A 14,323-nucleotide genomic window follows, 5' to 3' on the forward strand; every position below is an offset into this window, starting at 1 on the left:
TCATCCCTTGGGTTTGCGGGCGATGACGGCGTTGACCGGGGTAACCGGAAAATGCAGTCCGTTGATCTGCTCCACGGTGCGGAAACCGAGGGCTGCGAGCCTGCCGGCGAGTTCGCCCTGGGCCAGCACGTGGCGGCCTTGCAGGCGCATGTGCAGGTAATAAGGCACCACCCGGGCAGCGGCCTCGCGCTCTTCCGGCACTTCGGCCTGGCACACCAGCAGCACGCCGCCCGGGCGCAGGGCGGTGTACAGGCGCTGCAGGGTGGCGGGCAGGTCGTGGACGAAATGCAAAACGGAGGAGCACCAGATCAGGTCGTAGCCGCTGCCGATATCGTCGTGGTCAAGATCGCCACCGATGGCGTGCAGGCGTTTGCCGAGCCCGGCTGCGGCGATGTTTTCCCGGGCTACTTCGGCTGCCAGCGGGTATTCGAAGACGGCGCCTTCGATTGCGGGCAGGTGTTCGGCCAGGGCGATGGCGACCAGGCCGGGGCCGCCGCCGAGATCGAGGATGCGCCTCAGATGAGGCGCCTCGGGCAAGCGGTCGAGCAGAGCGCAGGCGACTTCGCGGGTCACGGCGCGTTGCTCCTGGGCGATCTGCAGGCGCGCGGCGTTGGCCCATGCGTTGGCGATCGAGGCGCTGGCCAGGGGCGTGCGCGGTACGCCGTTGCGCAAGTAGTCGCCGAGCTGGGTGCCGGTCTGGCGCAGTACCTTGTGGCGGAACAGCAGGGCGTCGCCGCAATAGGCGCGGGCCTCGGCGCGCAGATAAAGGTCAGCCAGGGGAAGGTTGCGGTAGTGCGGTGGCCGCTGCTGATCGCGTTCGAGCAGGCCGAGGCTCCACAGCAGCTCCAGCAGGTAGCCGGTGCTGGCGGCATCCAGTCGCAGTGTCCTGGCGAGGGCGACAGCACTGGCGGGCGTGCCGAGATGATCGAACAGTGCGCATTCGAGGGCGACCTGCAGGGCATCGGCGCCGAGCCCGGCCAATTGCAGGTCCCAGCAGGCTTGCAGGGGGTGGATGCTGGTCAGGTCCTGGAGATTTTCACGATGAGGCACGGTAACTCCCTGTACTTGGCTGCCTTGTTCCTAACGAAACAAGCCGTGGCCGAATCACTGAAAAGAGTGATATATATTAAATGAGAATCATTTATGTTAAGTATGCGAGCCGGAGCCATTCCTATGCGAAGCACGGCGCGCGCACGCAGGGATGTCGTCATGAGCACAATGAAAGGGAGCTGCCGTATCGGCCTCGATCACCCCCGGCAACGGTCGGTACAGGCCGACGGGCGTTTGCGTATGCAACTGGCCGAGGATGTCGGCAATTGCTACTCCGAGCTGTTGCAACTGGAGCAAGGGTTGTCGCTGGGGCGTCTGCACTATCACCCGACGCGCACGCTGATCGAAGAAACCTGTGGGCCCCATGACGGGCATGTGATGGTGGTGACCATCGGCTTGCAGGGGAAATCGGGCTTCCTTGGCAAGGACGGCTGCAGCCTCGCCTTCGAGGCCGGGCAGACCACCATCACCGCGTTTCGCGCGACGCCTGGCGAACGGCGTTACCAGGCCAACGAGACAGCGTCGCAACTGCGGGTGGTGATCGACCAGGCGACCCTGTGCAAGTACGTCGGCGAGGCGCGCGCAGCCCAGGTACTGGGCAGCGGGCGCTTGCAACGCATCGATTTTCGCGCCAGCTCGAAAGCGGCCCAGGCCCATGCGGCGGCACTGTTACGCTATCTGCAACCGGGGGGGCTGAATCCGTCGAATCGACTGGACCTGCATATTCATACCCTCAGCCTGCTGTCCGAGCAGTTCAACTTGCTGGCGCCCCAGGACGGCAGCGCATCGCCGTTGAGTACCAGCGAGATCGAACGGATCGAGCGTGCGCGCAACATTCTTTGCGAGCAGTTGCATACGCCGCTGACCGTGGAATACCTCGCCACCAGCGTCGGCATGAACGAGCACAAGCTCAAGGAAGGTTTCCGCTATCTGTACGACACGACTCCGGCGCGGATGCTGCTGGATTTGCGCATGCGCAAGGCCATGACCCTGCTCGAATCCGGCCAGCAGGTCGCCCAGGCAGCGTGGCAGGTGGGGTACAAATACCCGAACAACTTCACCGTGGCCTTTACCCGGTACTTCGGGCGGGCGCCGAAGTCGATCTTTGGCAGGAAACGCTGAGCGCACTTCCTGCGCTGCAACACAAAACCCTGTGGGAGCTGGCTTGCCAGCTCCCACAGGGTTTTGTGGTGTTCTCCTCACCGCATACATTTTTCACCCTCCCGCATATAAATCTAAACGAGATTCATTTGCGTTTATCGGTAGTATCACTCCGCCGCCGCAGAGCGGTCATGAAACTGCCATGCATCGATAAACACGAGTCTCGCCATGTCCTTCTTCATCACTCCTCCCAAGCCGATGCGCCTCAAGCCGCTGGCCTGGTCGATTCTGCTGGCGCTGTTCAGCTCCACCGCCCTGGCCGAAGACGAAAGCCCGGCGCGGCAGTCTTCAACGCCGAATATGGAACCGCTGGAGATCGAACTGCCGGCGGGTTATGAGGAAAAGACGGGCAACCAGCCGCAGGAACTGCAGGCCCAGGAGATCACGGCAGAAGAGTGGGAAGAGAAGGACGACAAGGGACGCAGTGACGTCTATCGCAAGGATGTGTCCAACGTCTACGCCGGCAAGGACGATATCGAACGCTACAAAGGCGCCAACGCAGCCGACCTGTTCAAGGGCATGAATGGCGTCTACAGCGGCGAAGCACGCAACAGCGGCGCGCTCGATCCGAATATCCGCGGTATCCAGGGCGAAGGGCGGATACCGGTGACCGTCGACGGCACCGAGCAGGCCACTTCGGTCTGGCTCGGGTCGGCCGGGGTGTCCAACCGCAACTATGTCGATCCCAACATGATCGGCAGCATTTCGGTGGAGAAGGGGCCGTCCATGACCCCGGGAGTCAAGAGCGGCATCGGCGGCTCGGTGGAGATCCGCACCCTGGACGCGGAGGATATCGTCAGGCCGGGCGAGAGCTACGGCCTGGAGATCAAGACCGAGACCGCCAGCAACGCGGTGGCGCCCAATGAAGACGGGATGAACAACCTGGGGCGGGATTACCGGGACATCGAGGGGGCCTACGTCTCGGGCCAGTACGTCTATTTCGCCAACAGTGGCGGAGCGATGTACACCCCCCACGAGTCTTCCCGTTCCAACGATTTCGACTTCGAGGACAACGCCTTCCGTATCGCGGCGGCGACCCGCCAGGAGAACTTCGATCTGCTGGCCGCCTACAGCTACCGCAAGAAAGGCAACTACTACAGCGGCAAGCAGGGCAGCGAGCGCTACGAGACCGAGAGCTGGTACGACAAGGCCCAGGCGGCGGAAGTGAATTCGCCGACCATTGGCGACACCAGCGGCAACTACCTGGCCAGTTTCTACAAGCCGGGGGCCGAGGTATCCGGCACCTCCAACGAGATGCGCACCACGCTGCTCAAGGGCACCTTCTATCTGGCGGACGACCAGAGCCTGAAGCTGAGCTACATGCACAGTGATCTCGAGTTCGGCGAAACCATGCCGTACCTGATCAACGAAACCACCAAGCTGGTGGCCGCTGGCAGCAATATCGGCTTCCAGCTGCCCTACAGCGAGGTCGACCAGGACACGCTGTCGCTGACCTACAACTGGAATCCGCAGGACAACCGCTGGGTCGATATGCAGGCCGGGTTCTGGATGACCCGCAGTGACGCCAAGCGCTACCAGAATGGCGAGCAGGTCTTCTCCATTGCAGACGCCACCTTGAGCGACAAGGCATGGGACAACTATGTCCGCTGCAAGTACAACGTCGGCCAGTGCAATGGCAACACGGCCATGCCGGACAAGCTGCCCAACACCGATGGCCGCTTCAACCTGTTCTCCCGCGCCCTGCAGATGACCGACCACGATCGCTGGGGGCTGAACCTGTCCAACCGCATGGAGCTGAGCGATGTCTGGGCGCTGACCCTGTCCGGGGACTTCAGCAAGGAAAAGCTCAAGCAGACCGACAACGCCAGCGACGATATCGGCAGTACCTACGTTTTCGCCTCCAACTACCTGGGGCCTCGCGGCGGGCGCCGTGAGCAGTACAACTTCACCTTCAACAACGAGTGGGCGGCAACCTCTTGGCTGACGTTCAACGCGGGAGCTCGCTACAGCGACTACAGCTCGTTCGATACGACGCTGGATGAGTACAGGAAGGAGCAGGCAACGGGCTGGGATGCCAAGGCCGCTGTGGTTGCCAAGCGCTACAGTTATTCGCGAATGCTGACCGATGCTGAGAACCAGGCCTACATCGCTGGCGCGCGGGAGTTGGTTAAAAGCTGGGGCCTGGATGAGGAGACGACAGAGTTCCTCATTAATGACTATCTGCAAGAAGGGCTGGTCAACGGTATTCGCTACACCTCGGAAAGCGTGGACATTGCTACCAATGGCCAGCGCCTGGTGAGTTCGCAGAACCCGTTCACCAACGGCACCATCAACATGAGCGAGCAGGTGGCCAATGCTCAGGGTACCGGCACGACCGCTCCGCGCTACCTGATTGGCCAGACCGTAGCGCTGCCGATCTACCAACAGCCGACCGACGCTGAACGATGGGCCAAGCCCAGGAAAAGCAAGGACAGCGCATGGGCTCCGATGGCCGGCGTTACCTTGCGCGTCACGGATAATGCCCGTGTCTACGCCCGGTACACCGAGTTCGTACGCTTTCCCACCATTTATGAAGAGGCACAGACCTTTTCTGCTACGGGAATCGGGATGATCCAAAGTTCACCGCGACCGGAGCACGCGTATAACTGGGAGTTCGGTTATGTGCATGATCTGCACTCCCGGGTTCCGGAGTGGCGCAATGCAGACTTCCGGATCAACTACTACAAGAACGAGATCCACGATTACATAGACAGGGACTTCGCCTACAACATTATTCAATACGACAAGAAAATGCTTTCAGGTATCGAACTTCAGGCCAGGTTCGATACCGGTCGTTATTACTCGAACTTCGGCGTCAGCTATCGTCTCGATCAGAAACTCTGTGACAAGGACATGGCCAACACGCTGGATCCGTATTACGGGAAAGCTGTCGACGAGTGCGTCACCGGCGGTTTCCCGACCACGTTTTCCCGCACCAGCCTCCAGCCTCAATATTCCATCAACCTTGACGGTGGTATGCGGCTGTTCGATGAAAAGCTCGAGCTCGGAGGGCGCATGGTCTACCACAGCAGCGCCAGGAACAAGGAAGAGCAGAAGTGGATCGACCAGGGCCTGCTCTTTGTCCAGGGGGTGAATCAGCCCTATGAGTGGCATCCCATCTGGGTGTTCGACAGTTATGCGACGTTGCATGTCAACGACCATGTCGATGTCGATCTTGGCGTGAATAACATCACCAACCGCTACTACCTGGATCCGTTGTCCCGAACAGTAATGCCTGCACCTGGCCGCACGCTGAAGTTGGGACTGACTGCGCGTTTCTAGTTTTTTGCTGTTTTCGTAAAAACAGTGTTGATTCCAACTCATGATAAGGAGCTTGTTGTGAAGAAACTCTTTGCATTGACAGCGTTGTCGCTGGTTACTTCCGGTGCATTTGCCGCCACCGTCAGCGGCGGTTCCTCTTCCGCCTATGTCCAGGCTGCTGCCTCGAACATGATGGCGGTAGGGACTGCGGGAATCGCCATGCCGACGACCACGGGTGGCATTGCCAATTCGGCAGCAGTCGTCAGTTTCAAGGCTGGCCCGATCGCCCAGACCAGCGCGGTGCTGAGCGGTTATGGCACCACCTCGGCACATATCGTCAACCCGCTCAATGGCGTCACCACGTCGGAAACCTGGAAGAACCTGGCTACCTACAACACCGAGATCCATGCCTATCGCCAGATCGCCGCGCCTTCGCCGGGCTATCCACAATTCGGTGGCGAGGTAATTGCCAAGGTCTCGGGCGCCGAGGTGTACTTTGGTGAATGGGCACCGGCCAAAACCGGCACCCAGCCAACCAACAGCACCGACCTGAACCTGTCCAGTGCCAACCGCACCGTCTGGTTCGTCGGCGAAAACCCGACCACCAGCATGCCGACCCTGGTCAATGCCAAGTACAACGTCGTCGGTGTCAACCAGTACAACCCGGGCACTGCCGCGGGCGTCACTTCGGGTGTGCTGACCGCCAACTATGGTGCCGGCAGCGGCACCTTGGCCGGTTCGGTTGGCGGGCTGAGCTTCGCTGGCACCACCATCGCCTCGAACGGTTCCTTCGCTCGCGGCACCAACATCAAGGGGCAGTTCTACGGCGCCAACGCCGAGGCCCTGGCAGGTATCTACACCACCAGCACCACCAAGGTCGCCTTCGGCGGCGCCAAGCAATAACACCCGTGTGTCACTGGAGGAGGGAGCATCGGCTCCCCCTTCCGACCTCCAGTACCTTTCTGTCCCGGACCGATCACCATGCTGCCGTTCCTGCGGGTGCGCATCGCCCTGCTGTGTTGCTCGACCCTGTTGTCCACCGTGTTGCTGGCCGACGATGACGACACCCGCCTGCTCCTGAACAGGATCGAGCGCGGCGCCGAAGCGCGCGAGCGGGCCAACCTGGGCGCGCCGGACCCGGCCGAGAACAACGACGGGCTGATCACCATCCAGGGGCAGACGTACAACGTGCAGAACACCCTCGAAGACCTCGGGCCGGCGATCTATGTGTCCATCAACCTGCGGCAGTGGGGCAAGGTGCGGCAGTTCGTCGAGCGCTACCGGCGGTTGCCCGGGCATGAGCCGGCGCTGGTGGAAATGGCCGAGGGCCTGATCGACCGCAGCGAGCGCCGCTACACGCAGGCGATTGCTCATCTGCGTCGGGCCGACAGGTTGCAACCGGGTTTCGTGCGAGCGCGCCTGGAGCTGGCGCGGACCCTGTTCGAGGACAACCAGACCCGCGAGGCCGAAACGCTGTTCCGCGAGGTCGCCGCCACTGATGTGCCCGAGCAGGTGCTGAGCGTGCTGGACGAGTACCACCACGCCATCGATGTGCGCCGCCAGTGGCATGGCTCGGCATCCCTGGGCTTCGGCTACAACAGCAATATCAACCAGGCCAACGGCATGACCACGGTGACCCAGGTGTGTTCGGTGTTCTTCGATTGCTTCGACTACACGCGGCAGATGCCGAAGAAGATCAGCGCTTCAAGCCTGGTCTACGATGTCGCGGCCGAGCGGCGTTTCCAGATCGCCGGCAATCACAATGTGCTGGTGCGTGGCCTCAGCTATGGCAACGACTACAGCCGGCACGGCGAGGAGGATGACGTCGAGACCTGGTACGACGACAACACCAGCGTGCTGTACGCCGGCTACAGCTTCCAGAGTGCGCTCGACGATGTGTCGCTGACCCCGCTGTTCGAGAACTACTACAGCGACCACCACACCAAGTACCAGGCCAGCGGCGTGCGCGGGGAATGGAAGCACAACCTGAGCAATCGCTTGCAGGTCGGCTTGCAGGCGCAGCACAAGCATTTCCGTTTCCAGGGCGATCAGCGTGACTATTTCGATGATTACGACGAGCGTCAGGTGGGTACGTCGCTGTCGTATCTGCTTGATCCACAGACCCTGATATTTGGCGGCGTGACCTACACCCGGCGCAGCCAGGAAGCCGATACCGCGAGCAATCGCGAGTACATGGGCAGCCTCGGGGCGTATCACGGTTTCAATGCGGGGGTGAACCTGAGCCTGATCGGTCTGTATCGCACCACCCGTTATGACGCGCCGGACGTTTTTCTCGGTGGCCTGCGCAAGGATCGCCAGCAGATCTACATCGCCAACCTGAGCGTGCCGCGCCTGGCCTTCGCCGGCATCGTGCCGAGCCTGTATGCCAAGCGCACGGTGACCGACAGCAGCATCGACTGGGCTTATTCGTACCGGCAGACCGAGGTGGCGTTGAAGTTCGAAAAGACTTTCTAGAGTGGGGCAGGGTCGCGAAGCGGCCCCAATTGGCGGGATTTGGCGAATCCCAGGCATAAAAAAACCCGCTTTCGCGGGTTTCTTTAGAAATATGGTGCCCAGAAGAAGACTCGAACTTCCACGACCGTAAGGTCACCAGCACCTGAAGCTGGCGTGTCTACCAATTTCACCATCTGGGCAAAGGTTGAAGCATTTGTAACAAATTCGGTGTAGCGTGTCGCGTAAATTCCAGCCTTGTCACTCGTTGGCTGAAATTTGAAATTGGTGCCCAGAAGAAGACTCGAACTTCCACGACCGTAAGGTCACCAGCACCTGAAGCTGGCGTGTCTACCAATTTCACCATCTGGGCATTTCGCTGATTGCGCTTCGACGTAGTGTTTTACATCGTGCGGCTTCTCAACTATAACGACGGTGTCCGTCGCTGTGGTGCGCACTATACGGATGGCCCCCGGGGCTGTAAACCCCCGTTCGAAAAAAATCTTAAAAAATTCAAGCCGTTGATCGACCGAAGCCCAGAACCCGTTTACAGGCCGTCCCGGGTGGGGCTGTCCAAGGTTGAAATTTCCGGTTTCAATACGGCTATGCCAAACTAACCCTTATATAGACAAGGTGAACCCCTCCTAATGGCCGATTGGCAGTCCCTCGATCCCGAGGCCGCTCGTGAAGCGGAAAAATACGAAAACCCCATCCCTAGCCGTGAGCTGATCCTCCAGCACCTCGCCGAACGAGGCTCGCCGGCTGCGCGCGAGCAACTGGTTGAGGAGTTCGGTTTGCACACCGAGGATCAGATCGAGGCCCTGCGCCGTCGCCTGCGGGCAATGGAGCGCGATGGTCAGCTGATCTACACCCGGCGCGGCACCTATGCCCCGGTAGACAAGCTGGACCTCATCCTCGGCCGTGTCTCGGGCCACCGCGACGGTTTCGGCTTCCTGATCCCCGACGATGGCACGGAAGACCTGTTCCTCAGCCCGTCGCAGATGCGCCTGGTGTTCGACGGCGACCGCGCCCTGGCCCGGGTTTCCGGCGTCGACCGCCGTGGCCGCCGGGAAGGCGTGCTGGTAGAGATCATTTCCCGCGCCCACGAGAGCATCGTCGGCCGCTACTTCGAGGAAGGCGGCATCGGCTTCGTCACCGCCGACAACCCGAAGATCCAGCAGGAAGTGCTGGTCACGCCTGGCCGCAACGCAGGGGCCAAGATCGGCCAGTTCGTCGAGGTGAAGATCACCCACTGGCCAACCCCGCGCTTCCAGCCGCAGGGCGATGTAATCGAAGTGATCGGCAACTACATGGCGCCGGGCATGGAAATCGACGTGGCCCTGCGCAGCTACGACATTCCGCATGTATGGCCCGAAGCTGTCATCAAGGAAGCCCGCAAGCTCAAGCCGGACGTGGAAGAGAAGGACAAGGAAAAGCGCATCGACCTGCGCCACCTGCCGTTCGTCACCATCGACGGCGAAGACGCCCGCGACTTCGACGATGCCGTGTATTGCGAGAGCCTTGGCAAGCTGCGCCTGTTCTCCGGTGGCTGGCGCCTGTACGTGGCGATCGCCGACGTATCCAGCTACGTCCGTCTTGGTTCGGCGCTCGACGCCGAAGCCCAGGTCCGCGGCAACTCGGTGTACTTCCCCGAGCGGGTGATCCCGATGCTGCCGGAGGAACTGTCCAACGGCCTGTGCTCGCTGAACCCGCACGTCGATCGCCTGGCCATGGTCTGCGAAATGACCATCAACAAGTCCGGGCAGATGGTCGATTATCAGTTCTATGAAGCGGTGATCCACTCCCACGCGCGCCTGACCTACAACAAGGTCAGCAGCATGCTGGAGCATGCCCGCACCCGCGAAGGCCGTGCCCTGCGCGAGGAATACAGCGAAGTGCTGCCGCACCTCAAGCAGCTCTATGCGCTGTACAAGGTGCTGCTCGATGCCCGCCACACCCGCGGCGCGATCGACTTCGAGACCCAGGAAACCCGCATCATCTTCGGCGCCGAGCGCAAGATCGCGGAGATCCGTCCGACCGTGCGCAACGACGCGCACAAGCTGATCGAGGAATGCATGCTGGCGGCCAACGTGGCCACCGCCGAATTTCTCAAGAAGCATGAGGTTCCGGCCCTGTACCGGGTTCACGACGGTCCGCCGCCGGAGCGCCTGGAAAAGCTGCGCGCCTTCCTCGGCGAGCTGGGCCTGTCGCTGCATAAAGGCAAGGACCCGTCGCCGAAGGACTACCAGGCCCTGCTGGCGAGCATCGCCGGGCGCCCGGACTTCCACCTGATCCAGACCGTGATGCTGCGCTCCCTGAGCCAGGCGGTGTACAGCGCCGAGAACAACGGCCACTTCGGCCTGAACTACGAGGCCTACACCCACTTCACTTCGCCGATCCGTCGTTATCCGGACCTGCTGGTACACCGCGCCATCCGTAGCGTGATCCGTTCCCGCGTGGAAACCCCGCACGTCAAGCGCGCCGGGGCGATGAGCATTCCCAAGGCACGGATCTACCCGTACGATGAGAACACCCTGGAGCAGCTGGGCGAACAGTGCTCGATGAGCGAACGGCGCGCCGACGAGGCGACCCGCGACGTGGTCAACTGGCTCAAGTGCGAATACATGAAGGACCGCGTCGGCGAATCCTTCCCGGGTGTGATCACCGCGGTGACCGGCTTCGGCCTGTTCGTCGAGCTGACCGACATCTATGTCGAGGGCATGGTCCACGTCAGTGCGCTGCCGGGCGACTATTACCACTTCGACCCGGTGCACCACCGCCTGACCGGCGAGCGCACCGGCCGTAGCTTCCGTCTCGGCGACACCGTCGAAGTGCGGGTGATGCGCGTCGACCTGGAGCAGCGCAAGATCGACTTCGAAATGTCGGAGAACGCCCTGAAGGCGCCGATCGGGCGCAAACAGCGTTCGGCCGAGCCGGCAGCGGCGACCGGCGCGAAGATCGGCGTAGGCCCGAATGCCAAGGGCAAGGCGGCAGATCCTGCACCTGCTCCGGCCAAGGCAGAGCGTCCTGCTCGTCGCAGCAAGAAGGACGAAACCTCCGAAGCCTATTTCTCTTCCCATGCCGCGACGAACAACGCCGAAGTGCGCAAGAGCCGGGAAATGAAGAAGGCCCTGCTTTCCGAGGCGCGGCACGCCCATGCCAGTGGCAAGCCGGCGGGCAAGTCCGCGGGCAAATCGGAGAAACCGAGCAAACACCGCAAGGGGCCGCCAAAGTCCGGTTCCACTTCGCGTAAACCGAAAGGCAAGTCATGAGTCAGTTGGAAAAGATCTACGGCGTGCATGCTGTGGAAGCCCTGTTGCGCTTTCACCCCAAGCGGGTGAAGCAGATCTGGCTGTCGGAAGGTCGTAGCGAGCCGCGGGTCCAGGCGCTGTTGGCGCTGGCCGCGGAATACCGGGTCAGCGTCGGCCAGGCCGAGCGCCGCGAAATGGACGCCTGGGTCGAAGGCGTGCACCAGGGCGTGGTCGCCGAGGTCAGCCCGAGCCAGGTCTGGGGCGAGGCAATGCTCGAGGAACTGCTGGAGCGGACCGAGAAGGTTCCGCTGCTGCTGGTTCTCGATGGCGTCACCGACCCGCACAACCTCGGGGCCTGCCTGCGTACTGCCGATGCTGCCGGTGCGCTGGCGGTGATCGTGCCCAAGGACAAGTCGGCGACCCTCACTGCTGCGGTGCGCAAGGTGGCCTGCGGTGCTGCCGAGGTGATTCCGCTGGTGGCCGTGACCAACCTGGCGCGGACCCTGGAAAAGCTGCAGCAGCGTGGCCTGTGGGTGGTCGGCACGGCCGGCGAAGCCGAGCAGGATCTGTACCAGCAGGACATGACCGGGCCGACAGTGCTGGTGATGGGCGCCGAAGGCAAGGGCATGCGCCGCCTGACCCGCGAACACTGCGATTTCCTGGTGAAATTGCCGATGGCGGGGAGCGTCAGCAGCCTGAACGTCTCGGTGGCAACCGGCGTTTGCCTGTTCGAGGTGGTGCGGCAGCGTTCCGTCAGCAAGTAAATGGTGGACCCAATCGCTGGCAAGCCAGCTCCCACACCGCTGACCCTGTGGGGGCTGGCTTGCCAGCGATGCTTTTAGGGGCACTGCTCAATATTTCACCAATTACCTTGCTTGTCCCACCGCGCTTCTCTACAATTGCGCGCCTTGTCCCGGGCATGCGTGCCCGATCCAGGACAAGACATACAAGAGTCATTCACTCCTTGTCTGACCGCATTGTCGGCAGACTACAACCCGTAAGGAGCATTCATGCGTCATTACGAAATCATCTTCCTGGTTCACCCGGACCAGAGCGAGCAAGTCGGCGGCATGGTTGAGCGTTACACCAAGCTGATCGAAGAAGACGGCGGCAAGATCCACCGTCTGGAAGACTGGGGCCGTCGTCAACTGGCCTACGCAATCAACAATGTTCACAAGGCTCACTACGTGATGCTGAACGTTGAGTGCACCGGCAAGGCCCTGGCCGAGCTGGAAGACAACTTCCGTTACAACGATGCCGTGATCCGTAACCTGGTCATCCGTCGCGACGAAGCCGTCACCGGCCAGTCCGAGATGCTCAAGGCTGAAGAAAACCGCAGCGAGCGCCGTGAGCGTCGTGACCGTCCTGAGCATGCTGACAGCGCCGAAGGCGACGACAGCAATGACAGCGACAACAGCGATAACGCTGACGAGTAATCCACGGATCTTTTGAGGAGCCTATTACATGGCACGTTTCTTCCGTCGTCGTAAATTCTGCCGCTTCACTGCTGAAGACGTGAAAGAGATCGATTACAAAGATCTCAACACCCTGAAAGCTTACGTATCCGAAACCGGCAAGATCGTTCCAAGCCGTATCACTGGTACCAAAGCTCGTTATCAGCGTCAGCTGGCTACCGCTATCAAGCGCGCCCGCTTCCTGGCCCTGCTGCCCTACACCGACAGCCACGGCCGCTGAGACCGGGTCGTCGACAAGTAGCAAAGGATAAAATGCATGCGGGCCCTGGCTGATTTCATCATGCGCGGTCGCGTGCAGGCCACTCTGGTAGTGGTGGGTTGTGCGGCATTGCCGCTGCTGTTCTGGTTGAGTGCCGCCGCCGGGAGCCTGGTGTTCCTGCGGCGCGGTTTCAAGGACGCCTCCGGCGTTCTTGCCTGGGCTGTACTGCCGGCATTGGCCTGGTGGTACTTCGGCGAGCCGCGCACCTTGATGGTGTTGCTGGGGACGCTGGGTCTGGCAGCGCTGTTGCGCGCCGGGCAGTCCTGGAACCGGGTGCTGTTGTCCAGCATCGCCCTGGGCCTGGTGTATGGCGCCGTTCTGGGTTCGGTGTTCCGCGAACCGATCGACACCCTCGCGCAAGAGATCGCCAAGATCCTTCCGCAGATGCTCGACGGGATCTACCAACAATTGTCGGTAGAAGAGCGGGGCCGGCTGGAAGGGCTGATCTCACCGGTGCTTACCGGCCTGATTGCGGCCTTGCTGCAGGCGGTCAGTGTGTTGTCCCTGATGTTGGGGCGCTACTGGCAGGCAGCCTTGTATAACCCGGGAGGCTTCGGCAACGAGTTTCGTGCCGTAAGACTGCCGTTGGCGGCGGCGCTGGTGCTGCTGGTGTTGATGCTGGTGGGTCCGAATTTCGGTACCGAGCTGGGCATGCTGACACCGCTGTGCACCGTGCCGCTGGTCTTCGCCGGACTGGCCGTGATCCATGGCCTGGTGGCGCAGAAGCGACTGGCGAAGTTCTGGCTGGTCGGGTTGTACGTAACGCTGCTGCTGTTCATGCAGCTGATTTATCCGTTGCTCGTGGTCCTGGCCATTGTCGACAGCCTGATTGATTTTCGCGGACGCGGGGCGTCCAAGGACGCCGGTAACGGCTCTGCGAACGGTGAAGGTTAAAAGTTAAGAGGTTTATACCAAATGGAACTGATCCTGCTGGAAAAAGTCGCCAACCTGGGCAACCTGGGCGACAAAGTTAAAGTCAAGGCTGGTTACGGTCGTAACTTCCTGCTGCCATTCGGCAAGGCCACCGTTGCCAACGCCGCCAACCTGGCTGCGTTCGAAGAGCGTCGTGCCGAGCTGGAAAAAGCTGCTGCCGACAAGAAAGCTTCGGCTGAAAGCCGCGCTGCCCAACTGGCTGAACTGGAAGTCACCATCACCGCTACCGCTGGTGATGAAGGCAAACTGTTCGGTTCGATCGGCACCCACGACATCGCTGACGCACTGACCGCCTCCGGCGTTGAAGTTGCCAAGGCTGAAGTTCGCCTGCCGAACGGCACCATCCGTCAGGTTGGCGAATACGACGTAGCCGTGCACCTGCACAGCGACGTCGAAGCCACCGTACGCGTGGTCGTCGTAGCAGCCTAAGCTGTATCGATCGGCTGGTTCCTTTGGAAACAGCCGGTTAACATCGGGCACGA

The 14,323-nt window shown here is 61.4% G+C and carries 11 protein-coding genes and 2 tRNA genes; 10 read left to right on the forward strand and 3 right to left on the reverse strand.

The annotated features are described in order from the left end of the window. Complete coding sequence (locus tag ACKLLE_RS12485; protein WP_420058168.1) at window positions 1-1,050, reverse strand: class I SAM-dependent methyltransferase; 1,050 nt, start codon at window positions 1,048-1,050, stop codon at window positions 1-3. A 159-nt stretch (window positions 1,051-1,209) separates the two neighbouring features. Between ACKLLE_RS12485 and ACKLLE_RS12490 the strand changes: the two genes are divergently transcribed. From ACKLLE_RS12490 to ACKLLE_RS12505, 4 genes are all read left to right on the forward strand, one after another. Further along, window positions 1,210-2,172, forward strand: coding sequence for a helix-turn-helix transcriptional regulator (locus ACKLLE_RS12490; protein ID WP_064301535.1), 963 nt, complete (start codon window positions 1,210-1,212; stop codon window positions 2,170-2,172). A 207-nt stretch (window positions 2,173-2,379) separates the two neighbouring features. Then, window positions 2,380-5,493 carry a TonB-dependent receptor domain-containing protein gene (locus tag ACKLLE_RS12495; protein ID WP_420058169.1) on the forward strand — a complete coding sequence of 1,038 codons (3,114 nt, stop codon included), beginning with the start codon at window positions 2,380-2,382 and terminating at the stop codon, window positions 5,491-5,493. A gap of 57 nt (window positions 5,494-5,550) precedes the next feature. Next, window positions 5,551-6,375: a Slam-dependent surface lipoprotein gene (locus ACKLLE_RS12500; protein WP_009398065.1), complete on the forward strand. Its 825-nt coding sequence runs from the start codon at window positions 5,551-5,553 to the stop codon at window positions 6,373-6,375. Between the two features lie 78 nt (window positions 6,376-6,453). Further along, window positions 6,454-7,947, forward strand: a complete 1,494-nt coding sequence (locus tag ACKLLE_RS12505) for a surface lipoprotein assembly modifier (protein WP_420058170.1) — start codon at window positions 6,454-6,456, stop codon at window positions 7,945-7,947. A 92-nt stretch (window positions 7,948-8,039) separates the two neighbouring features. Here ACKLLE_RS12505 and ACKLLE_RS12510 read toward each other — a convergent pair. After that, window positions 8,040-8,126, reverse strand: a tRNA-Leu gene (locus ACKLLE_RS12510). 83 nt (window positions 8,127-8,209) lie between these two features. Beyond that, window positions 8,210-8,296, reverse strand: a tRNA-Leu gene (locus tag ACKLLE_RS12515). A 274-nt stretch (window positions 8,297-8,570) separates the two neighbouring features. Between ACKLLE_RS12515 and rnr the strand changes: the two genes are divergently transcribed. From rnr to rplI, 6 genes are all read left to right on the forward strand, one after another. Then, a complete protein-coding gene (rnr, locus tag ACKLLE_RS12520) occupies window positions 8,571-11,195 on the forward strand; it encodes a ribonuclease R (protein WP_064301538.1) in 2,625 nt (874 codons plus the stop codon). Then, entirely contained in the window at window positions 11,192-11,938 is a 747-nt protein-coding gene (gene rlmB, locus ACKLLE_RS12525; RefSeq protein ID WP_420058171.1) for a 23S rRNA (guanosine(2251)-2'-O)-methyltransferase RlmB, read from the forward strand. Before rnr ends, rlmB begins: the two co-directional genes overlap by 4 nt. 246 nt (window positions 11,939-12,184) lie before the next feature. Next, window positions 12,185-12,610, forward strand: a complete 426-nt coding sequence (rpsF, locus tag ACKLLE_RS12530) for a 30S ribosomal protein S6 (RefSeq protein WP_009403888.1) — start codon at window positions 12,185-12,187, stop codon at window positions 12,608-12,610. Window positions 12,611-12,638: 28 nt separating this feature from the next. Beyond that, window positions 12,639-12,869 carry a 30S ribosomal protein S18 gene (rpsR, locus tag ACKLLE_RS12535; protein ID WP_009403887.1) on the forward strand — a complete coding sequence of 77 codons (231 nt, stop codon included), beginning with the start codon at window positions 12,639-12,641 and terminating at the stop codon, window positions 12,867-12,869. Between the two features lie 36 nt (window positions 12,870-12,905). Then, window positions 12,906-13,802, forward strand: coding sequence for a YybS family protein (locus tag ACKLLE_RS12540; RefSeq protein WP_009403886.1), 897 nt, complete (start codon window positions 12,906-12,908; stop codon window positions 13,800-13,802). Between the two features lie 21 nt (window positions 13,803-13,823). After that, entirely contained in the window at window positions 13,824-14,270 is a 447-nt protein-coding gene (gene rplI / locus ACKLLE_RS12545) for a 50S ribosomal protein L9 (RefSeq protein ID WP_003249568.1), read from the forward strand. Window positions 14,271-14,323 lie beyond the last annotated feature (53 nt).

It is taken from the genome of Pseudomonas bharatica (assembly GCF_048586865.1).
Lineage (GTDB): Bacteria > Pseudomonadota > Gammaproteobacteria > Pseudomonadales > Pseudomonadaceae > Aquipseudomonas > Aquipseudomonas bharatica.